The sequence below is a fragment of the Leptospira kobayashii genome, assembly GCF_003114835.2.
Taxonomy (GTDB): domain Bacteria; phylum Spirochaetota; class Leptospiria; order Leptospirales; family Leptospiraceae; genus Leptospira_A; species Leptospira_A kobayashii.
Genome location: NZ_AP025028.1, coordinates 3,124,276 through 3,146,290, shown reverse-complemented (window position 1 = coordinate 3,146,290; position 22,015 = coordinate 3,124,276). Strand labels below are relative to the sequence as shown.

Below are 22,015 nucleotides of genomic sequence, written 5' to 3'. Positions count from 1 at the left end.
TACCTTAAGTAAAAATGGCACTCCGGATGAGAAAGATTTTCTTCATTATAATTTTCTTATTTTCGATTCCTGCGTTCGCAGACAAACTCATTCTGAAAACGGGAGAGATTCTTTTGGGGAAAATTTGGGTTTCCGACGAATCTTTTCTTTGGGTGGAAGGTCCCAACGGAATCTACCGGGTTGCAAGACAAACCGTTGCAAAAGTAGAACCAAATGAATTGACCGGAAAAAAATTACGACTGGCATTGGCCGACGGCTCGGAAGTGAAAGGGCGGTTTTGGGCTTGGAATTCGGAATATTTGGAGCTCGGGAGCGAAACCGGCAAGGATTTAGTGCGTTATCCATGGAATTTAGTGAACCGATGCGAATTTTTCGAAGATTCAGAATAAAAAATTCCCTTTTTTCTCTCTCTCAAGGAATGAACTAGTAGAGGGCTTTTGGATCGGGAGTTTCTAAGTAAATTATTTCTAGCAAATAAGGGCGCACTTTTATCCTACTTGCGTAGGTTAGGTGCCGATTTTCACACCGCCGAAGATTTGACTCATGAAGTCTTCCTGCGTCTGTATGAAAAATCTCAGAAAGGTTTGGAATCAGTTGAATCCATTCCCCCTTTGATGATGGGAATAGGTAGAAACCTTTTTCTAAGACACCTTAGAAAAGCGGGTCAAGTGCATTTGGGATTTTCCGGTGCAGAGATACCCGCTTTGGTTCAAGGTAAAAGAAGAGAATTGATGCTTGTATTTGATTCTATTCTCTCTGGTGATGAGCTTCCCGATCGGGAAAAGGAGATTTTATATCTTCGTTTCTCCGATGGGAGAAAGTTAAAAGAAATCGCAGAGATTGTTAAGATAGATGAAAAAACAGTTCGCTCTTCTTTGGAAAAAGGTGTTAAAGTGATACGGAAGGTTTTTCTAAAAGAAGGCTGGACCTGGGAGGATTGGGAATGAAGCAAACTCCGTGGTGGGAATCTGACAATCCGGATGATTGGCCCAAACCTTTGCAAGAGCTTACTTGGAATTCAGACGAGAGAAAGGCCTCTACCTCTATTCAGCGTAGAAAGTGGTTAAGCTCGCTTTCTATACTTTCTTTTCCAATTTCGGCAGCGGCGATTTTCGCCGCTGCCTTTTTCCTCTTTAGCGGAAAAGACAAGCACCTAAATACTGTTAATCAATCTGTTTTAATCACCGATGTGTATGGGAACGTAGGATTGCGTCGAACCGGATCGAATGATGCTTCTGTTTTATCTCCCGGTTCCAATCTTTTGGCAGGGGATCTTTGGATACTTTCCGATCGGAGTAAAGTGCAGATTTCTCCTTCTCCCGGGATCTCTGTGCGATTGCAAGGACCGGGCATTGTCGCTTGGAAGGAAGTCATTTCAGAAGGGATCCCCCGTTTGCATCTTAACATTCGTTCGGGGGAAGTGGTTGTTTTGTCCGACCCGAGAGCGGCAAAATCTTTGGTTTGGGAAAGTACTCACCAAACCTATGTTCTACTAGGAACATTTGCCCGACTGAAAGTAGAAGGAAATTCCGATTCATTGGATGTATGGGAAGGGGAAATTCAGCTACTTTCTAACAAAGTCGCATTAGGTTCTGTTCGGGAAGGAAAATCATACCAAGTCCGGGAGACAGACGGAATTTACTCCGACAGCACTTCTTTGCTTTCTTATGCGTCTTTGCGGGAAGGGGGGATCATCAGAACGGAATTGGATCAAAAACCAATTATCGTTACAAATGCCCAGGAATCCCAATCAGACTCGGAGGGAAAACCTGTCAGGACTTGGAAAGAGTTGACCGCTCTCTATGGAAATGCCGCTAAGATTAAATTCAAAGATGGAACGGAAATCATCGCTGTATGGTATGTAAAAGGTGGCAAGTGGCATCTTCTTACACCGGATGAAACCAGAATTGTCGCACCAGAATCCATTTTATCTTTAGAAAACTAAGTATATAAATTTTCACTCTCATATATTTCATGAATCGAATTTCAGCTTTATCCGTTTTACTCTCGTTTGGTTTTTATTTTGCAGTTGGTCCTGTTTTCTCCGAAGAAGTTACGGATGATTTGCAAATGAGGGTTTTGGAAGAAGAAAACAAAGAACTCAAACGACAAGTCAAAGAAAAAGAGGAAGCTTCCCGGGTTTTTAAAATCAAAAAAGAAGCTTCCGAACTGCAGGAACAGGGAAATCGAAAAGTAAAAGAAAGTTCCATTGCGGAAAAAGAAGAATTGGAAAGAAGATGGATTGCAAAAAAGAAACGAGCGGATCAGCTTCGCAGAAATTTTTATTATCCGGGGATAGGTTATTTCCAAGCAGGAGAAATCAAAAAGGGGATCATTTCTTCCGGACTCTTTAGTCTTTGTCTATTGGGAGGGATTTATTTTCAAAATGAAGCTAACTCCAGTTTGACCCAGGCAAAATCCAGCAAATTGCTTCCTTGGGAATACACAAAAAGTTATTCTGAGTATGAATCCTCTTATCGAACTGCCAATTTACTTTTTCTCCTGGGAGCGATTACTTATTCATTCGTGATGTATGATTCCTTTCGGGCGGCCGAAGAAGAGACTCCCAATACAGGAATCAAAACGAATGTGGGTTTTGCTCCCGTCCAAGGAAACTCTCTTTATTCTCTGGAGGGAAACCAAGCCAAACTTTCTCAACAATCGGAAGTGAATGCTTCGATCCAGTGGTATCTTCGTTTTTAAATTTCGGGAAGCCTCTCTCATCATAGGTATTGGCAAAAAGGCGAACTTATTTGTAGAATTTTTTTACTTGCAAGAGATTGGTTTGAAATACCGCCAAACATGTGATAGAGAAAACACATTGGGTGGCGGGTGGTTAACCCCACCCAAAAGATCAGCTACGCTGATGGTTCTTCGAACACTTCTCCGCTTCTATTGGCGCGAAGAAGGGGCGGGGATACTAAAGATTCCACCCAATACTCCGATGAAAATATCGGTCGGACCCTGGTAGTGTTTCCAGTTCCTGCAGCAACGGTAAATGAGAGCTCAGTTTTTATTTCCCGGAAAAAAGAGCTAGCATCCTCCGGCGAGAAAGAATAAATTTATTTACTGAACTCGCATTTCATTGGTAAATATGTTGCAAGCGACAAACAAATGACAGATTTGAAAATGAAACTTCTTTTTGTTTGTAATATTCTGATGGTCTTATGCGGGATCGACTGCCATCCTCCGAAATTCCGCAATCCTTCGGATACTAGAGTCATTTCCTCTGATCGGATTCTTACGGATATATTGCAATGGAGTCAAATTAGCAACAGATTGCCGCAAAACAGTAGTAGTGGCACCGGACAAAATTCCGCTCTCTACAAAGTCAATTTCACAGTTTTCAATATAGGGGGACTGATCGGTGCTTCCACGATGAGTTTGTCACTCAACGGAACTACTCCTATGAACATCCTGTCCGCAGGAACTGGTTCCGTAACATCCGTCTTCCCTTTGCAAATACCAGCAAATGCAGGTTATACTGTAACGGTGGCCTCCCATACGAACTCGGGAAATGTTTTCTGTAACGTTCCTTCCGGCTCGGGAACCATTTCGAATTCCGACGTGAGCGTAAACGTTTATTGTTTCGGCCTGAATTATTCCACCACTCTGAATATGCCCTCCACTATTTTTTCCAACCAGGGGACTTTCTTTACACCGACCGCAGCCACTGGAGGAGACGTAACTTTGAATTTGGTTTTGAATGCATCCCCTTCGAATGCACTTTCTTTCAGTACAGCTGCCGGATTTCTAACTACTTCGGGAACCCTGAATGGAGTCGCATCCATTGGTTTCAATATCTCTTCCTTTGTCACAGGATTCGGAACTGTAACTCCTTCCATCGGTTCGGTAACTTTCACTAACATGAATGTGACAGTGCCCTGACTTCCTTTATTTCTTTCCCAGAAAAACTCTTTTCCTCCCGCATACCCCCTAGAACCTTTGTCCCATGGTAGAAAAAGCGATGACCCCCTTCGGTGAAATAGCACCGAAAACCCCAGCCACTCTTGATAAAATCAAAAAGAACATCTATGGACGTTACCTGGAAGAATTCACAGTTGGGGATATTTATGTTCACCCCCGCCAATTCACTGTGGATCGCAGTTTCGCTCAAGAGTTCGCAACCGTATTTATGGATGCAAATCCTTTGTATCTTTCCGCAGAGTATGCGAAAGCCCACGGCTTTCAAGATTTGCTCGTGCCTCCTCTTATGGTTTTCAACCTGGCGCTTTCCATCGGCGTGCAAAATAACAGTGAGAAGGCGTTAGCTAACCTCGGTTATTACAATGCTCAGTTCTTGCAACCGGTTTACCCTGGCGACACTCTCGGTTCCCGCACAAAGATTCTTGCGGTCGACGACAAAGGTCCTGATAAACCGGGGATCGTTCACGTGCGAACACTTTGTCTCAACCAAAAAAACGAAGTGGTTTTGCAATACGAAAGAAAGATCATGATTTATCAATCCAACGGAAAACCGAAAGGAAATTCCAAACCTGGTGACAAATCCGCATTCTTTCCCGAATCGGCAACTCCCGCACTCAAACTTCCCAAATTGCAATTCCCAACTCAACTAAAGGATGTTACTTGGGGACATACTTATTTCGAAAATTTCCAACCGGGTCAAATCTATGTGCACCAAAACGGCCGTACGATCACCGACGAGCATTATCAATGGACTTTCCGCGTAGGAAACACTCATCCTCTTCATTATGACAAATTGTATTCCGCAGGAATCTCCGGTCCTATGGGCGGCGAACCGGTGGTATACGGCGGACTCGTGTTTGGTTGGTTAGTTGGAAATGCTTCCCGCGATATTTCCGAAAACGCCCTTTGGGAAATCGGATTTACGGAAGGATACCACACTCAACCTGCTTTCTCGGGAGACACTGTAACTAGCATTAGTCGCATTCTTTCCGTAGAAGACAAAGGAACCGAATACGGCATCCCTGCCGGCGAAGTTCAAATCCAACTCATTGGACTCAAAAACATCAAAGCAAACGACGCTCTTGATAAATTCGGCGCGGATCTATTCCTAAAAGAAAACGACAAAAAGAAATTAGGAAAAGAAAAAATCCCCGAAAAGATTTTCGAAATCGAAAGAAAACTTCTCATCAAAAAACAACCGTAAGCTGGGCGTTACCCAAACACTTGCAGGTCTTTTTTAGTTTTTCATCCGATTGATTTCGCAGTGTTTGGGTCCGGGCTCGTCCGGACTCCGCGTTCGCTCCGGTCCCCCGCCGTTTTAACAAACGGACGGGCGACTTAATCCTACCGATCCCTAACGCGAAGAAACCTGGAATAAAAGTGACATATTCTGTGGTACCTATTACATTTACATAATCCATGATCGTCACAACTCCCAAAAAAGTTCCTCCTATGGAAGAGATTGGAGACCAGATCTACAAAATCGTCCTTCCTCAACCGTTTTATGCCCCCAACAATATCTATCTATTCGTAGATAACGACGGTTTGACCTTGATCGATTCGGGTTATATCGAATCCGTTCCTATGTTGCAGGCGTCTTTGAAAACCAGAGGGTTTTCCCTTCGGGATATCAAAAATATCATTTATACTCACAATCATCTGGATCATATTTCTTCGTCTCTGGTTTTAAAATCTTACGCGCCTAAGGCGGTCTATTACGGTTATCGTGCCATGCAAGACGGAGTGGGGAACTATCTGGATTCCATGCGACTTTTCGAGCAGGCGACTGAGGATCTGTTCACTGTTGCTTTCGGAGATCCCGCCCAATTGGAAAAAATCATTTCCGAATCCAGAAGTGGCTGGGTGAATTTTTACAGCAAATTCCAGGAAACCAAAAAAGGAGATCCCATTCTTAGGATCGACAAGGCGATCGACCATAACGATTCCATGGAGATAGGAGACAGACTCTTTCGTTTTATTTACACTCCAGGTCATAATCTTTATCATATCACTCCCGTGATTCAGGAGTCCGGTGTGTATTTTTCAGGGGATCTGATCATTGCCAACCTAACAGCGATTTATTCCGAAATGGATGGTAGTTTGGGAGATTATTATTTTACTCTTTCCAAATTATTAGAAGAGCCGATCAAAAGGCTTCTTCCTGCGCACGGTCATGAGATAGAAGATCCTATAAGAACGATCACTTTGGTAAAAAAAACTTTATCCATTTTGGAAAAAGGCGTAATCCGAAGGTTGAGAGAAAGTCCTTCCGATCTTTTGAATCTGATGGAGGCCGCCATCGGTAAAAAAGTTCATAACGGAGGTCATCTTCCCACCGCTCTCGGATTGATTTATTCCATTATTAAAAAATTGGTTTTAGAGGGACTCATTCGAATCGAAAAAAGAGACAGTGGTTATGAGATCTTTCATTTGAAAGAATAATTCCAAACTTCCACCAAATTACCTTCGTAAATAAGTTCCGCTTTTTTTTCCAGAAGCTTCGCTCGTAATCTTAAAAGTTCTTCCTTCGGATGAAATACCGGCTCCGTAAAATCCGGTGATAGGATCACATAACAGGAATGAGGAAGGTTTTGTTTCGATGTTGATTTCGTTCCGATTTGTTCCTGAAAACATTCCGATTCAAATAAACGAATCGGTCGGACGGGAATCTCTTTTGAAACATAGAAAGACAAATTGTACTGACTATAAACAACTCCGTTGTTTGGGATCGATTTTTTACTTTCCAAGAGTTCCGTTTGAACCGTTCTTTCTGTTTGTTTTTGTTGTAATTGTATTTCCGTTTGGATACTTTCTTTCTGAAAATGCAAAGGATAGTTTCCATCCAAAGAGTTCTTATAAAATATAAGTCCGACGATTAAAAAAAATCCCCAATAAGGAATTTCTTTTTTATTTCTCAACCAAACTACCCCGGAAAACAAAACAAAAGGGAGCAGTGTATAGGAGTAATAGGAATATATTTCATGGTGCCAAGGTCTGGAGGATATAGCATGTGTTAGGTAAATTAAACCCCATGCGATTCCTTCCGGGACTACGGACAGAATTCCTAGTCCCCCGCTGACTGCGATTTCCAAAAAGATCCTGACTGTTTTCTCTATCCCTTCCACTTTTTTATAATTTCCCACATACTCCCGGGATAATTCATCGGACCAGGAAATTGTAGAATTTCCCAGAACCCAGTGGGGATAAATCCAAAATGCAAACAAGAAGTAAGATATAGATAGAATTAAAATTCCGAAAGGCAAAGAGTTGAATCGGATATTTTTATAAAAGGGAATTTTTCTTCCTGAAAACCATTCGCCAAACCAACTAACAGCCGCAAATAATCCGATGTATACACCGACATCTTCTTTTACGGATAAAAACAAGGCCAGGCTGATGAATAATCCGGACCAAAGATAAATCGATTTGGTTTTATTTTTATCCCGGATTGACAGATAAAAATAAAAAAACAAAGCGGAGAAAGGTAAAACCAAAACTTCAAAATGATAACTTGTTCCCAACCGATAGATATAAAGTTGATTTAAAAGCGCGATCCAAAGTATCCAAAATACGGCCCCATGAGATGGGCTTTCTTTTTTTACCGATTCTTTGTACAATAAAAATCCCCAACCGAAAAGACCCAAAACGGTATAAGTATAACATCCAATCGCATAACCCACTCGATCCGGAAACAATCCGGCAAAAGGCAGATAAAAAACAAGCCCGGGAGAAAAATGATGCAATAGATAAGAATCTTTTCCCGATTCGGAGTAATATGCGGAATGAAATCCGTTACCTCTGAGTATCTCCCGAATGACTTCATCCATCCCGATGTAATCCGAGTCCTGGAAGAAAAATCGGGAAGAAAAATCCAGACTGATCTCATAAAAATGGAATCCGAAACTGATTATATAAATCAATAGACTGAATAAAGTTATAGATTGTATGAAAACTGCTCGGGAGAATAAGACTCTCAACCGGTTGAAAGCAACTAGAATCGGGGAGGGCAGGAAAAGAATTTTATTTTGTTTGAAATTCGAATTTCTAAAGTAAAAACAAAATAAGGAAGCAGTTATACAAAAAAGAAAAAGCCCTTTTTGAAGGGGCTTATGCAATGAGTAAGGAATGGCAAATAAAAATGCAGTGACAATGCTAAATATAAAAAATAAAAAAACCACCTAACGAATAAAGTACAATACCTTTCTTTCTCCGATTCTTTCCCTATTGATTTCTACACGGTTGCGATAGTAGTATCCTTTTTCGGGGAACACTTTGGAAAAGTATTCGTAAATGTCCATTTCAAATATCAACATACATTCCGCAACGTCGGTCGCTCCGATTTCCATCGCTTTGGAAGTGTCCACCATTACATGACGGGAATTGATAAAGTCGGGAGCAATTTCGGTCGCAATCAATTCAAAATTGGTTTTTGTGATGGTTCCGCCGACGGAAGTTTTTTTGCCTCTGCTCTTTGCTTCCGAAATGATTTTTTTAGAGATGCGGGTAACTTCCGGATCATCCGGTTTTTTATCCATGGATGCAGAGAGATCTGATCTAGCAGCTGTTACTTGCTGCAAATCGCCAAATGCTTGTGAATCGAAAATATCCAGAAGGTTTCTATATCCGGTGATCGTTTCCAGATTGATCGCTTTTTTTATTTTATCGAACTCGATAGCAGGGATCAGATTTTTCAATGTGGAGATGAAATTTCTAAGAGCGTATTCCGATTCCACCATGGGTGCGGAAATGCCGGCTACACCAATTTTATTGCATATTCTAATATCGTTACGTGCTTCGGGGCCGCCGATTTTAACGGAAAGCGGTAGAATTCCCTGGCAGATTTTTTGGAGTAGAGTGATTTCTCCCTCTCCCATATCTTCTGTTTCTGTTCCGGTCTTTAGACAAACAAAGGCGTACTGATCCTTCATTTCTTGAAGAGTTAAACGCAAAATAGAGAGGCTTTTTTCCATACTCAAGTAAAGGGCTCCAGGTATGGTATCGGTGAAATCCCGGATTCGTACAAGCCTTTCTCGGCATTTTTCCCTTTGTTGACAGAAAATTCCGCAAATCTAGGGTCACCGTATGGGAATTTTTTCCTCCAAAACCAAGCCAAATCCTCCAAAAACCAAGAAAGAAGAGCCCCAAGAAGGTATTTTTGCATCCAGTTTTTCCTTTGCATTCATCGTAGTTCTCGTTTTTGCTTTCAAGTCTTCCATACTTGACGCGAATAATATCCCGTCCGGGTCGATGATTCCCACTTTGAAAATCGGTGATTTTTTATTCGTGAACAAGATGCGTTATTCCATCCGAATGCCATTCACGGAAAAAGAAATCTTTCGAATCGACGACCCAAAACGGGGAGATATCGTCACTTTTATCCCGCCTGCCACAGCGCTAGCGCAGGAAGAATCCCGCACCGGAATCTTCGCCAAACGTTTCGTTAAGCGAGTCGTGGGTTTGCCCGGCGATACGATTCGTATCACAAGAAAATTCGTGGATACGAAAGACAGAGGCAGAGTTCATTTTGCATACTTCGAATACAAACCGAAAGACGGAGCCGAATTTTTATCCTACTCTCCCAGAGAAGTTCCTATTGGAGACGAGCTTTCCGATTTGGACAATATTGATGCTTCTCAAAGAGCTCTTTTTGTGGAACAAAAACCAGGCTTCGAACATTATATTCTGGAAGGATTTGAAGACGATCGAAGAGCCCATATATTCGAATGTTGTGATTTTGTAAAAGGTCATTTGATACCGGAAGGTCAGTATATGGTGATGGGTGACAATCGGGATGATTCTCACGATTCGCGCGCCTGGGGATTTGTGGGCAGAGAGGATATTCTGGGAAAGGCGCTTGTGATTTATTTCTCCATCGACTGGAAGGATTTTACCTGCGAGTATAAATCAGGTAAAGAGTTGGCTGAAAAAGGGGCCGAGTTCGCAGAACGTTATCAAGGCGAAGAATTGGAAAAAAAATGTCATCCTAGCGAAGTATTTTCCTCTTCTTCCTATAGATACAGAGAAGAAGAAACCCGTTTCGGTTGGATTGAGCGAACTTTAAAATACAGACTTTGGAGGCTGAACGTTCGATGGGATCGGGTCGGTCGTATCTTAAACTAATCGTTTTATGAAACAAAAAATTATTAATATCATACCATTTCTTATATTAATAATTTTTTCCTCTTATTATATCCATAAGCGCATCAAATTAGACGGGTTAGGCGTTCCTATGATTCAATCCGATGCGCAAATCAAATACTATCAACTCATTCAGTATTCGGAAGGTGGTTTGCAAAATCACAAATGTTTGTATCCGGGGAAAAACATAGATCCGGATTATCGTTTTTTTCCTTTTGATTATACATGGGCTGTAAAGGGAGAAGGGAAAACTTTTCGAGAGGAATGTGTTTTCCAATATCCGTATTTTTTTGCTTTGGCATCCATACCTATTTATTCTCTGTTCGGCGTTTTTGGGTTAACATGGGTTTGTTTGTTTCTGTATTTGGTTACATCTTTTATCGTATTGGGTTATATCGAAAAAATCGTAGGTTTGAAATCCGTTCTTTTTCGCTCTCTCCTTGCAGTGATTGTTATCTCGGGTTATCCGATTTATTCCGCTTATGAATACACTGAAACTACTTTAGCGGTAATCCTTGTTTTGGTTTTTTTATTTTATATTTTGGATCAGTCTTCCGCTTCACCAAAATTCTCCCGAAAGCCGGTGATCGGGCTTCTTCTTGGATTTGTTGCATCCATTGCTCCATACTTTCGTTCCGAGATGTTTATTTATCTGTTCTTAGCAGGTGCATTGTATCTTGTATTGAATTCGTTTCAAATCTTTCCACTCATTCGAAAAAACAGATTTACCCTCATTGGGTTTTTGATCGGAATCGCTTTCTTTGCGGTTTGGAACCAAATAGAGTTTGGTAATATATTCGGTGTTAGGGGACGAATTTCCCTCGGAGATCTTTCCGGTTCCGGCATTGGGCGTCAGTTGGTTTTGATCAAAAGTTTCTTTTTGGGAGATTCTGAAAAATTGGGATTTTTGAAGGCTGGCGGATTACTCGTAGTTCTAGGCCTTGTTTCCTTATTATACCCCCGCTTTAAAAATTTCCCGACCCATTCTTTGGAAATTGTTTTTTGGAGTATATTCGGTATCTTAAGCGTGATCATCGTTTCCATTCTTTCTCCGTATAACCCGGGAGGGTTGTTTGCCGGTCTTCGTTTTACGGATGTTAGTTTTTATTGTTTGGTGATAACAGCGGCTTATTTTTTATATCATTTGGAAAATTTTGACTCTTTCGGATTCAAAAAAGGGTTTCTGGTTTTTGCCGGTATAATCCTAATTTCGCAAGTTTATTTGCAAAGCCGTCTTCTCAAATCGTTTTTTCCATTGATGAATCGGGTGCAGGAGTCTCAGGTTCAGTTGTTAAATATTTGGAAGGAAGGAGAAAAGGAAAATCTCCCTGTAATTCACAAAAATCTTTTCGATGCTTTGTTAATCTCCGTTTCCTATCTGAACCAATATCATTTTTTGGCAATTAACGAAAAAGAAGCAAACGATCTGCAGGACATTCTCTATAAAAACGATTTTCCCGGATTCCATCTTTTTTGGTATGACGGCGAAAAACCTTACGATAACAATAGTTCCAAGAAACTATATGATGAAAAGATTAACAATCGTTATGAATTTCCTGCTCGTCATTATCAATTGGTTTCCGACAGGACCGAGTTAGGTTATCGAATCCAACGTTATCGAAAGATAGGGGAAAAATAGCCGGATGGATCCTAAGGATCAAAAACCGGAAGACAAATCCCCTCTCGCAATGGCAGGGGTAGGGTTTGAATTTGTAACTTCCATACTGGTTTTTGTATTGGGTGGATATTTTCTGGATGAAAAATTCGATACAAGTCCTCTTTGGCTGTTAGTAGGTCTTTTCGGAGGTTTTGGTTATTCGTTTTATATTCTGATCAAAAGAACAAAAGATCTCTGAACGTTTCCAATTTGCGCCTACCTATCTCAAAAAAAAAGTGACTGGATTTTCCGATAAAGAAATTCTGGTCTTAGAATGTTAAATTCGGACTTTTGCAATCTATGCTCTTTCAGCCAAGACCCTGCACAGGTTTCTTATGTACTCACCACTTCTCTCGTCCTAGTCGTCGTCACTCATCCAAATAGTCTTAGCTTTCCGTCGTTATAGCCTTCCCCCTTTGGGGCTTCCCGCCGGACGGAAAGCCTTATCGCGGGAAGAAAAACCCTAAGGACTATTTTATGCAAACCTCTATTACTGTTTCTGAATATTGTATTCGTTTTTTTGAATCCAAGGGAATTCGTATCCTCCCGGGATTGCCCGGCGGCACCATCTTACCGGTGTACGATGCTATGGCAATGTCCTCAATCACTCATGTTCTTGCGCGTCACGAGCAAGGAGCGGGTTTTATTGCCCAAGGAATCGCTCGAACCACGGGGGAAGTGACCCCGTTTTTGATTTCCTCGGGTCCCGGAGTATCCAATGCAATCACTGCAGTGGCAGATGCATTTCGGGATTCGGTTCCAATACTCGTCATATCAGGTCAAGTCCCAACAGGGCTTATCGGAACGGATGCATTTCAGGAATTGGATACTCTTTCTATCGTGGGATCCATCACCAAACGAGCGTATCTGGTAACAGACCCGAACCGTTTTCCGGAGATTTTGGAAGAAGCTTTTACGTTATGTAAGGAAGGAAAGCCGGGACCTGTTTGGATTGACCTTCCCAAAGACATTCAAAATGCCCCGATTGGCAACTTTGAAGAAAAAAAACCGATTCAAGACGAGGATAGAGATATGGAATTTTCCATCTCTGCAGATCCGTCACGGGAGTTATTTAATGAGGCGACAGAGTTATTGAAAAATAGCAATAAACCATTGTTATATATTGGCGGAGGAGCTGTGAAATCGGAGGAGTTGATTCGAAAAATTTCCAATCAATTCCGAATCCCGGTAGTTTCCACATTGATGGGACTCGGGATATTTTCCGAAGAAGATGAATTGTATTTGGGAATGATGGGAATGCATGGAACTGCGGTCGCAAATGAAGCATTAAGGGACTGCGACTTACTACTTGCATTCGGAGTGAGGTTCGACGATCGTGCTACCGGCAACTTGGAATCTTTTTGTAAAAACGCGAAAGTCATTCACATAGACATCGATAAAAGAGAGATCAATAAGAACCGAAAGGTCGACCTGTCTTGGAATGGAAATCTTCATTCGTTTTTGCCTGCCTGGATTTCCAATCTCGAAGCTAATTATAGAAATTCCAATAAAGAATGGTTAGGTGAAATCGGTCATCTCAAAAAAACATTGCCACAACCACCGAACAAAATTCATTCACTTGTTCGTTCGATAGCAAGTTTGACAAGTGAGGACGTTTTTGTTCTTACCGACGTAGGCCAGCATCAAATGTGGGTAGCACAAAGTTATCCGTTTCGAAAACCGAATTCCTGGATCACTTCCGGAGGACAAGGTACGATGGGTTTCGGTTTACCCACTTCCATCGGAGTCGCACTTGCCAATCCGAATGCAACTATTCTTTGTTTTACAGGAGACGGTTCTATCATGATGAATTTACAGGAGCTTTCCACTTTGAGAGAGTGGAACTTGAATGTGAAAATCATTCTAATCAATAATGGACATCTGGGACTTGTGCGCCAACAACAGGAACTTTTTTATGAAAATAGAAAGTCGGGGAGTAAATTTGAATTTCAACCGGACTTCCTCGGTTTGGCGGAAAGTTTCGGAATCGAATCCGCAAAGATTCATCTGAACGATGATTTCCATTTTTTCCCGGATTGGTTTTCGAAAAAAGCCCCGTCGTTTTTGGAAGTAATTGTTCCGGAAGAAGAAGGTGTTTATCCATTTGTCCCTGCGGGAAAAGCGAACCATGAATATCTGTTGGCTGCAGAGACAAAGGGCAAAAAGGCGAACTTATTTTGATTTTTTTCGCATTTGTTTGAAAAGGGATGGAAGTAGCCGGAAAAATGTAGTAGAGGAGAATCATTGGGTGGCGGGTGGTTAACCCCACCCAATGTAGGGCGGGGCTACTAAGGATTCCGCACCTTTCCCTGGCTGCTTTAGATTTCACAAAACCTCTTAAAAAAAAGATTGTGCACAACTTAATTGCCTGCCATTGTTGTAATATCGAGAGGTTTTCAAAATGGCAGAAGATTTTTATCAAATCAAAGTAAAACGGGGAAGTGAAGAAGTCCCTTTGTCTAATTTTAAAGACAAAGTTCTTCTAATTGTAAACACTGCTAGTGAGTGCGGTTTCACACCGCAGTACAAAGGTTTACAAGAAACCTATGACAAATTGCATACCAAAGGTTTTGAGATTCTTGCCTTCCCTTGCAACCAATTCAACGGACAAGAACCGGGCTCCGATGAGGAAATCAAACTTTTTTGTGAGAGAACCTTCAGCACGACGTTCCCTATTTTTTCGAAATTGGAAGTCAACGGACCGAACACAGATCCTCTTTACCAACATTTGAAAAAACAAGCTCCCGGAATATTCGGTTCGTTGGATTTGAAATGGAATTTTACGAAATTTTTAGTCGATAAAAAAGGGAATGTTGTTAAGCGTTATGCGCCTATCACAAAACCGGAAGCGATTGTGAAAGATATCGAGGATTTGATTGCAAAATAAAGCCAATAAGGGAGAAATTCTTTTACTTAAGAACCAAATCTGTTTTTCCCTGTATTCGGCGACGCATAGGATGATGAAATTATATCGTCCTTTGCTCACCGAGCTGAATTTAACTTATCCGCAGTACCTTGTAATGCTTGTTTTGTGGGAAGAGGATGGGCTTTCCGTAAGCGAAATCGGTGAACGCTTGAGTCTTGATTCCGGCACTTTGACACCTCTTTTGAAAAGAATGCAAACAGCGAATCTTTTGGAAAGAAAGAGGGGAGAAGAGGATGAAAGAGTGGTTACCGTAATGCTGACTTCTGCAGGGAAAAAATTACACACAAAAGCATTGTCCGTTCCTGAAAAATTGTTTTGCCAATTGGGGATTTCTCTTCAGGAAGTTTTTTCTCTTAAGGAAACTCTGAGTCGGTTGGGAGTATAAAACTTGGAACTAGGCGGAGGCTGTTTTTGGGAAATGGAAAAACAAAATGCGCGTTATTTTTTAGTAAGGATCTCCCCGCCCTGATCAAATGGGTGGGGTACCAGACCCGCCACCCAATGGCTACCTTCTATCACACCACCTTCTTTTTGTAAAGTGGTGTTGTCTTTTCCTCGGTTTTTTTTACAAATAAGTTCGCCTTTTTGCCATTGATTCGATTTGCATTTGAAATTTTCTCTTACCCGAAAAGAAGCCGATTCCATTTGACCTATCCGGCAATGAATGTAATCTGATTTTAGAGCTTATGGATTTATACCGGATCAATCTTAAAAAATTTCATTTACTTTACTTCGTTTATTTTCTGTTAAGTGGTCTGGTTTCCATTCCTTTACTCGGTCTCTGGGTCGATAAAAACCTACATTTTGTATTTTATTTGGGAGCCGGGATTTCTTTTTTCCTGCAAATCGCAGCGATGGAATTGCGATTTTTACCTAGGGTTTCCCCTGGATTGGGAGAGAAGGGATTTCCTTTTTTTACGGTAATCTTGTTTTTTTTTGTGAACCTGGGAACTATTTCCGCCCTCGCATTTTTAGAGTTTCCTTTTGAATCCATAGCTGGATTTTTAATTGCCTATTTCCTCCACCTACTTTTTCTTGTATTTGCGAGCTATTATAGTGAAAAATAAGTCTAAGTATCGGGCATTTTTCTCATTTCTATTACTTTTTTTCCTGACTTTTTCTGGTCTTTGGGCATCCGGAGGAGAACACGATTCTCACTCTGAGGAATTTGACTTCAGTGAAGTTATGGCACACCATTTGGGTGATGCTCCCATTTTTCCATTGAATTTTGGCGGGGAAAAGGTTTTCGAAGGACAACCGGGATTTGATTCGGTGGAACACGACGTGTTTGCGGATCATGATGGGAAACTTTACCACTACGTCGGTGGTTTTGACATGCACATCACAAAACGTGTAACGATGATGTGGATTGCTTCCTTCTTCCTATTTATCGTTTTTATCCCTGCTGCGAATTTGATTTCCAGAAATCCCAACAAAGTATACAACAAGTTCACTTCCGGGGTGGAAGCATTCGTATCTTATTTAAAAGAAAACGTAGTCGATTCTTCTTTAGAACACCACGGTCATTCCTACTATCATTACATTTTCAGTCTGTTTTTCTTCATTCTTTTCTGTAACCTATTTGGACTCGTTCCTTCGGTTGGGGAATTGACTGTTGCTGGATCGGACTTTTTGGTTTCTCTGGGAGTTTACGAACACACCCCTCATTCCTTGCATACTTTCGGACAGATCTGGTCGGGGATCACTCCTACCGGAGACATCGGGGTGACCTTATCTCTTGCCTCTTTAACTTTACTCATTATCTATGGAACTGCATTCTCCTACCAAGGGATTTCCTTCGTAGCGCACGCAGTTCCGAAAGGGGTTCCTCTTCCTCTTTGGCCTTTGATGTGGGCTTTGGAATTTATCGTGACTCATATCGCACGTTCCTTCGCACTCACGATGAGGTTGCTTGCAAACATGACTGCAGGTCACGTTATGATCTTGGCTCTACTTGGGTTTATCTTTATGAGCCAAAGTTATTTTATCGCTCCGGTTTCAGTATTGAGTTCAGTTTTGATTTATTTCTTGGAGCTTTTGGTCGCCTTCTTACAGGCGTTTATATTTTCTTTGCTCACTACCGTGTTCATTGGAACGGTAATGCATAGACATTAGATTTTGGTTTTATTTATATTTTAAAACAAACAGGAGTAAACGAAGACATGGAATTCGGTTTAGGATACATCGCAGTAGGACTCGCAGCTGGCTTAGCAATGCTCGGCGCAGGCATCGGAATCGGTAGAATCGGTGGTTCTGTCGCAGAAAGCATTAGTCGCCAACCAGAAGCGGCAGGAAAGATTCAACTTGTGCTTTACGTAGCAGCAGGTATGATCGAAGGTGCTGCACTTTTCGCAATCGTAATTGCACTACTTATCGCTCTTAAGCTCAATGGTTCAATTGACAAAACCATTGGATCAAGTGCATCTGCACCTAAAGTAGAACAAGGACAATAGTCTTGGCTATCCTTGCGGCTTCCGGCTTCAATCTGCTGAAAGTCAATCCGGGTCTGGTTGTCTGGACCCTGGTAACTTTCTCGATTGTAGTCATAGTTCTCAAAAAATTTGCCTGGGACAAAATCCTTCATGCCCTTGAAGAGCGTTCTTCGGGAATCCAAGGGGACATCGACAAAGCTGAGGCGCTCCGCAAAGAAGCAGAAAAGTCCCTAAAAGATTACCAAGAAAAACTTTATGCGGCAACTGACGAAGCTCATAAGATTATTGAAGAAGCGAAACGCGATGCGGGTGTGCTTCGAAATAAGCTTGTTGAAGAAACAAACAAAGAAGTTAAAAATTTAAAAGATAGCGCCCTTCGCGAGATTGATCTTGCAAAAGGAAAAGCTCTTGCCGAATTGCAAACCCAAATTGTTGAAATGTCAGTGCTCATTGCAAGTGAGATATTGGAAAAACAACTGAAGAAAGAGGAATATACTTCTTTCGTTGAAAAAGAGATTTCAAAACTCGAAAAACAAAAATTAAAATGAGTCGAAGCCAGGTTTCAAAGGTTTATGCCACAGCCCTTCTTGAGTTAGCTAGAGACGCTAACTCTCTTGAGGCTACAGAAGAAGAATTAGCAGGTGTTATATCCGCTTTTTTTTCTGATGATTCCGTTCGGCACTATTTTCTTTCTCCGTTGGTAGACCCGATCACGAAAGAAAAATCTGCTGCAAAGGCAGTCAAAGGACAAGCGTCCGAGATAGTTGCCAATTTTATAACATTAGTTATACGCAAGAATAGATTCTTGTTTCTGCCCGCAATATTAGAGGATTTCAAAGAAGGTGTGGATGTTCTTAGCAATCGCACTTCTTTAAAAATTTACTCAAAGGAAACTCTTTCTTCTTCTGAAAAAGAAAGAATCGCAAAAGCAATCACATCCCAATTCGGACGACAATTGCGGGTGCAGGAGTTTTTGGATCCTTCCCTCATCGGCGGATTCAAACTCTATGTAGACGACTATTTAATCGATGCCTCCATCCGTTTCAAACTGGACGGAATCGAAGAGGCACTCCTCCAAAAGAAAATCCCTGTCGGAGCAATGTATGAAAATTAAAACAGACGAAGTAACATCGGTACTCAAACAAGAAATTAAAAATTTCAACAAAGACCTCCAAGTAGATGAGGTCGGAACCGTTCTCGAAGTAGGGGATGGTATTGCGCGTGTTTACGGATTAAACAACGTGATGTCGGGAGAACTTCTGGAATTCCAAAACGGAGTTCGCGGACAAGCTTTCAACTTGGAAGAAAATTCGGTTGGGGTAATTATCTTCGGAGATTATATTCATATTCAAGAAGGGTTTACCGTAAAACGAGTAGGTAAAGTACTCGAAGTTCCGGTCGGTCCGGAGCTTTTGGGTCGCGTAGTAAACCCGTTAGGTGAACCAATTGACGGCAAAGGCCCGTTAAACACCAAAAAAACCCGTCCTGTTGAATCTCCGGCTCCCGGAATTGCGATGAGAAAATCAGTCGCAGAACCGATGCAAACCGGTATCAAAGCGATTGATGCCATGATCCCTGTCGGTCGTGGACAAAGAGAGCTGATCATTGGAGATAGAGGAACCGGAAAGACATCCATTGCTATCGATACTATCATCAACCAAAAAGGAAAAGATGTAGTTTGTGTTTACGTAGCGATCGGTCAAAAAGCATCTACAGTTGCTTCCACCATCGAAATGCTTCGTGAAAAAGGCGCTCTTTCTTACACGATCGTAGTCACTGCGAACGCATCCGAACCTGCTCCTCTTCTTTTCATTGCACCTTATTCCGGTGCTTCCATGGCAGAATACTTTATGTATGAAGAAGGAAAGGCAACTTTGATTGTTTATGATGACCTTTCCAAACAAGCCGTTGCTTACCGCCAAATGTGTCTTCTACTTCGCCGCCCACCTGGTCGTGAAGCTTATCCTGGAGACGTATTCTACCTTCACTCCCGTTTGCTCGAAAGAGCGGCAAAGTTAGATGATAAATTCGGAGGCGGGTCTATGACTGCTCTTCCTATCATCGAAACACAAGAAGGTGAGGTTTCCGCTTACATCCCTACCAACGTAATCTCCATCACTGACGGTCAGATCTATTTACAATCCAACCTATTTGCATCGGGTCTTCGCCCGGCGGTAGACGTGGGGATTTCAGTTTCCCGCGTTGGTTCTGCGGCACAGATCAAAGCGATGAAAAAAGTAGCCGGAACCGTGAAGTCGGATTTGGCTCAGTTCCGTGACTTGGAAGCTTTCGCGCAATTAGGAACGGAACTTGATCCGGTGACACAAGCACAGTTGGATCGTGGTTATAGAATCTTAGAAATTTTAAAACAACCGAACAACTCTCCTTCTCCAGTGGAAGAGCAAGTGATCTCTATCTTTGCAGTGACTCGTGGATTTGCAGATACGATTCCTACTGCGAAAATTCGTCAGTTTGAAGCGTTTCTTTTGCAAACGATCAGAGAACAACATCCTGAGATTTTGGAAGAGATTCGTACCGCAAAGGAAGTGAAAGGTGAAGCGGCTCTTCAAAAAACGATCAAAGCTATTGTTGAACATTTCTTGAGCAAGAATAAGTAAGGGGAAAGATCTTGGCGACACCGCGTGAGATAAAAAAAAGGATCACTTCGGTCAAAAACACCCGAAAGATCACTCGTACTATGGAGATGGTCTCCACTGCGAAGGCAAAAAAAGCAACGAACAAAGTGAATGCGGCGAAACCATACGCCGCACTCACGATGGAACTTGTTGAATCGCTTTCGGGGTTGGCAGGCGTTATCCAAAGCCCTTTCCTTCGTAGACCGGAAAAAATCCGCAAAGTTGCCATTCTTGCAATTACAGCCAATCGTGGATTATGCGGTGGGTTTAATTCCAATGTATTGAAATTGGTTCGTAATCGCATTGAAGAATGGAAATCCCAAGGTGTGGAAGTAGAAGTTCACGCTGCGGGCAAAAAAGCGATTTCTTATTTTAAGTTCGCCAAGATTGCACTTAAGTCAAGTTATACGAACATTGATGACAAAGCCGGCTCGCATGAAGCAAATGCACTTGCAAATTATTTTATGAGCGCTTTTGCAAAAGAAGAAATAGATACAGTGGAGATTATCTCTACTCATTATTATTCTGCTGCTTCTCAGAGGCCGGAGAGTATTACAGTGCTTCCTTTGCAAGTCAATGAAAGCCAATCAAAGTCATCCAACACCGGACCTGAGATCATTTATGAACCAGATCCGAAGACCATTCTAGAAAATCTGCTACCACTTGTGATTCGAACTACTTTTGTGAAGATCATTCTAGAAACAGCCGCCTCGGAACACATTGCACGAAGAATTGCAATGAAATCCGCAACGGATGCTGCAGGTGACATGATCAAACTTCTCACTCGAGGTTACAACCGGGTCAGACAAGCAAAGATCACACAAGAAATATCAGAAATCGTCGGAGGCGCGGAAGCGATCTCTTAATCAGATCATTCGGAGTAATATATGAATAAAGGCAAAATCAAACAAATCATCGGTTCGGTATTAGACATTAGTTTCGAAACAGGAAACATTCCTGAAATTTACAATGCTGTTGAAATCAAAACAAAAGTGAATGGCAATGATGTGAAAATCACTGCCGAGGTTCAACAACACATCGGTGACAATACTGTCCGTGCCATTTCCCTTCAATCCACTGACGGTCTCAAAAGAGGCTTGGAAGTGATTGATACCGGATCTCCTATCACTGTTCCGGTAGGAACAAAAACTCTCGGTCGTATTTTTAATGTGTTAGGTGAAACTATCGACGAATTAGGCGATATGCCGAAAGACATCGAAAAAAGACCGATTCATAGAAACGCTCCTACTTATGAAGAAATCAAACCGAAGACTGAGATTTTTGAAACAGGAATCAAAGTCATCGACTTACTTGCTCCTTACATCAAAGGGGGAAAAACAGGTCTTTTCGGTGGTGCGGGAGTTGGTAAAACAGTTCTCATTCAAGAGTTGATCAATAACATCGCAAAACAACATGGTGGATATTCCGTGTTTGCCGGTGTAGGGGAAAGAACAAGGGAAGGAAACGACCTTTGGCATGAGATGAAGGACTCCGGAGTTATTGACAAAACTGTATTGTGTTTTGGTCAGATGAACGAACCACCGGGTGCCCGTCTTCGTGTGGCTCTTTCCGCTTTGACAATGGCGGAACATTTTCGTGACCAATCCGGTTCCGACATTCTATTATTCGTAGATAACATCTTCCGATTTTCCCAAGCGGGTTCTGAGGTTTCGGCGCTTCTAGGTCGTATGCCTTCTGCCGTAGGATACCAACCGACTCTGGCAACAGAGATGGGGGGATTACAAGAACGAATCACTTCCACAACAAAAGGTTCCATTACTTCCGTGCAAGCGATCTACGTTCCTGCCGACGACTTAACTGACCCGGCTCCAGCTACTGCATTCACTCACTTGGATGCAACTACAGTTCTTTCCCGTGCCATTTCCGAAAAAGGGATTTACCCTGCTGTGGATCCGCTCGATTCCACATCCAGAATCATGAACCCTGCTATTCTTGGGGATGAACATTATGATACGGCAAGGGAAGTACAAAGAATTCTTCAAAGATACAAAGATTTACAAGATATCATCGCCATCCTTGGTATGGACGAACTTTCCGAAGATGATAAAATTCTTGTGGCTCGTGCGAGAAGATTGGAAAAATTCCTTTCTCAACCGTTCCATGTGGCGGAACAATTCACTGGCCGTCCTGGTAAGTATGTGAAATTGGCTGATACTATCCGTTCTTTCAAAGGAATCATTGAAGGTAAATTCGATAGCCTTCCGGAACAAGCATTCTATATGGTCGGTTCGATTGATGAAGTGGTGGAAGCTGCAAAACAGTTGAAATCTTAAGGATT

At 41.9% G+C, this 22,015-nt stretch carries 23 protein-coding genes; 21 read left to right on the top strand and 2 right to left on the bottom strand.

The window, feature by feature from the left end; translation table 11 throughout:
* Positions 1-26 precede the first annotated feature (26 nt).
* The 7 genes from DI077_RS14045 to DI077_RS14015 all read left to right on the top strand — a co-directional run bounded on the left by DI077_RS14045 (position 27) and on the right by DI077_RS14015 (position 6,369).
* The gene (locus DI077_RS14045) at positions 27-389 is read left to right on the top strand and encodes a hypothetical protein (RefSeq protein ID WP_135354886.1); all 363 of its coding nucleotides are present in this window, start codon (positions 27-29) and stop codon (positions 387-389) included.
* Positions 390-437: 48 nt separating this feature from the next.
* Positions 438-947 carry an RNA polymerase sigma factor gene (locus tag DI077_RS14040; RefSeq protein WP_109020484.1) on the top strand — a complete coding sequence of 170 codons (510 nt, stop codon included), beginning with the start codon at positions 438-440 and terminating at the stop codon, positions 945-947.
* Positions 944-1,945 carry a hypothetical protein gene (locus tag DI077_RS14035; RefSeq protein ID WP_109020483.1) on the top strand — a complete coding sequence of 334 codons (1,002 nt, stop codon included), beginning with the start codon at positions 944-946 and terminating at the stop codon, positions 1,943-1,945. The genes DI077_RS14040 and DI077_RS14035 overlap by 4 nt, the downstream gene beginning before the upstream one ends.
* 29 nt (positions 1,946-1,974) lie before the next feature.
* Entirely contained in the window at positions 1,975-2,703 is a 729-nt protein-coding gene (locus tag DI077_RS14030; RefSeq protein ID WP_109020482.1) for a hypothetical protein, read from the top strand.
* A 411-nt stretch (positions 2,704-3,114) separates the two neighbouring features.
* On the top strand, positions 3,115-3,888 hold the full coding sequence (locus tag DI077_RS14025) for a hypothetical protein (RefSeq protein WP_109020480.1): 774 nt from the start codon (positions 3,115-3,117) through the stop codon (positions 3,886-3,888).
* Between the two features lie 64 nt (positions 3,889-3,952).
* Positions 3,953-5,131: a MaoC family dehydratase gene (locus DI077_RS14020; protein ID WP_109020479.1), complete on the top strand. Its 1,179-nt coding sequence runs from the start codon at positions 3,953-3,955 to the stop codon at positions 5,129-5,131.
* A gap of 215 nt (positions 5,132-5,346) precedes the next feature.
* The gene (locus DI077_RS14015) at positions 5,347-6,369 is read left to right on the top strand and encodes an MBL fold metallo-hydrolase (RefSeq protein WP_109020477.1); all 1,023 of its coding nucleotides are present in this window, start codon (positions 5,347-5,349) and stop codon (positions 6,367-6,369) included.
* Here DI077_RS14015 and DI077_RS14010 read toward each other — a convergent pair.
* On the bottom strand, positions 6,354-7,847 hold the full coding sequence (locus tag DI077_RS14010) for a DUF2079 domain-containing protein (protein ID WP_135354885.1): 1,494 nt from the start codon (positions 7,845-7,847) through the stop codon (positions 6,354-6,356). The two genes, DI077_RS14015 and DI077_RS14010, sit on opposite strands and share 16 nt — an antisense overlap.
* Positions 7,848-8,105: 258 nt before the next feature.
* Positions 8,106-8,897: an aldolase gene (locus tag DI077_RS14005; RefSeq protein WP_109020475.1), complete on the bottom strand. Its 792-nt coding sequence runs from the start codon at positions 8,895-8,897 to the stop codon at positions 8,106-8,108.
* Positions 8,898-9,009: 112 nt separating this feature from the next.
* On the opposite strand from DI077_RS14005, the gene lepB reads away from it, so the two are divergent.
* The 14 genes from lepB (at position 9,010) to atpD (ending at position 22,010) form a co-directional block, all read left to right on the top strand.
* Entirely contained in the window at positions 9,010-10,047 is a 1,038-nt protein-coding gene (lepB, locus tag DI077_RS14000; RefSeq protein WP_109020474.1) for a signal peptidase I, read from the top strand.
* Positions 10,048-10,054: 7 nt separating this feature from the next.
* Positions 10,055-11,704, top strand: coding sequence for an LA_3751/LA_3752 family putative glycosyltransferase (locus DI077_RS13995; RefSeq protein WP_109020473.1), 1,650 nt, complete (start codon positions 10,055-10,057; stop codon positions 11,702-11,704).
* Positions 11,705-11,708: 4 nt separating this feature from the next.
* Positions 11,709-11,921 carry an AtpZ/AtpI family protein gene (locus DI077_RS13990; RefSeq protein WP_109020472.1) on the top strand — a complete coding sequence of 71 codons (213 nt, stop codon included), beginning with the start codon at positions 11,709-11,711 and terminating at the stop codon, positions 11,919-11,921.
* Between the two features lie 278 nt (positions 11,922-12,199).
* Positions 12,200-13,903, top strand: a complete 1,704-nt coding sequence (gene ilvB / locus DI077_RS13985; RefSeq protein ID WP_109020471.1) for a biosynthetic-type acetolactate synthase large subunit — start codon at positions 12,200-12,202, stop codon at positions 13,901-13,903.
* A gap of 220 nt (positions 13,904-14,123) precedes the next feature.
* The gene (locus tag DI077_RS13980; protein ID WP_109020470.1) at positions 14,124-14,609 is read left to right on the top strand and encodes a glutathione peroxidase; all 486 of its coding nucleotides are present in this window, start codon (positions 14,124-14,126) and stop codon (positions 14,607-14,609) included.
* A gap of 70 nt (positions 14,610-14,679) precedes the next feature.
* Positions 14,680-15,033, top strand: coding sequence for a MarR family winged helix-turn-helix transcriptional regulator (locus tag DI077_RS13975; protein ID WP_109020599.1), 354 nt, complete (start codon positions 14,680-14,682; stop codon positions 15,031-15,033).
* Positions 15,034-15,334: 301 nt separating this feature from the next.
* Entirely contained in the window at positions 15,335-15,715 is a 381-nt protein-coding gene (locus DI077_RS13970) for a hypothetical protein (RefSeq protein WP_109020468.1), read from the top strand.
* Positions 15,684-16,763: a F0F1 ATP synthase subunit A gene (gene atpB / locus DI077_RS13965; RefSeq protein WP_423241794.1), complete on the top strand. Its 1,080-nt coding sequence runs from the start codon at positions 15,684-15,686 to the stop codon at positions 16,761-16,763. Before DI077_RS13970 ends, atpB begins: the two co-directional genes overlap by 32 nt.
* A 47-nt stretch (positions 16,764-16,810) precedes the next feature.
* Positions 16,811-17,101 carry an ATP synthase F0 subunit C gene (gene atpE / locus DI077_RS13960; RefSeq protein ID WP_109020466.1) on the top strand — a complete coding sequence of 97 codons (291 nt, stop codon included), beginning with the start codon at positions 16,811-16,813 and terminating at the stop codon, positions 17,099-17,101.
* 2 nt (positions 17,102-17,103) lie between these two features.
* A complete protein-coding gene (locus DI077_RS13955) occupies positions 17,104-17,628 on the top strand; it encodes a F0F1 ATP synthase subunit B (protein ID WP_109020465.1) in 525 nt (174 codons plus the stop codon).
* On the top strand, positions 17,625-18,194 hold the full coding sequence (atpH, locus tag DI077_RS13950) for an ATP synthase F1 subunit delta (RefSeq protein ID WP_109020464.1): 570 nt from the start codon (positions 17,625-17,627) through the stop codon (positions 18,192-18,194). The genes DI077_RS13955 and atpH overlap by 4 nt, the downstream gene beginning before the upstream one ends.
* Complete coding sequence (gene atpA, locus DI077_RS13945; protein WP_109020463.1) at positions 18,184-19,698, top strand: F0F1 ATP synthase subunit alpha; 1,515 nt, start codon at positions 18,184-18,186, stop codon at positions 19,696-19,698. Before atpH ends, atpA begins: the two co-directional genes overlap by 11 nt.
* 11 nt (positions 19,699-19,709) lie before the next feature.
* Positions 19,710-20,582 (top strand): ATP synthase F1 subunit gamma, encoded by an 873-nt coding sequence (atpG, locus tag DI077_RS13940; RefSeq protein WP_109020462.1) that lies wholly within the window; start codon positions 19,710-19,712, stop codon positions 20,580-20,582.
* Positions 20,583-20,603: 21 nt separating this feature from the next.
* Positions 20,604-22,010 carry a F0F1 ATP synthase subunit beta gene (gene atpD / locus DI077_RS13935; protein ID WP_109020461.1) on the top strand — a complete coding sequence of 469 codons (1,407 nt, stop codon included), beginning with the start codon at positions 20,604-20,606 and terminating at the stop codon, positions 22,008-22,010.
* Positions 22,011-22,015 lie beyond the last annotated feature (5 nt).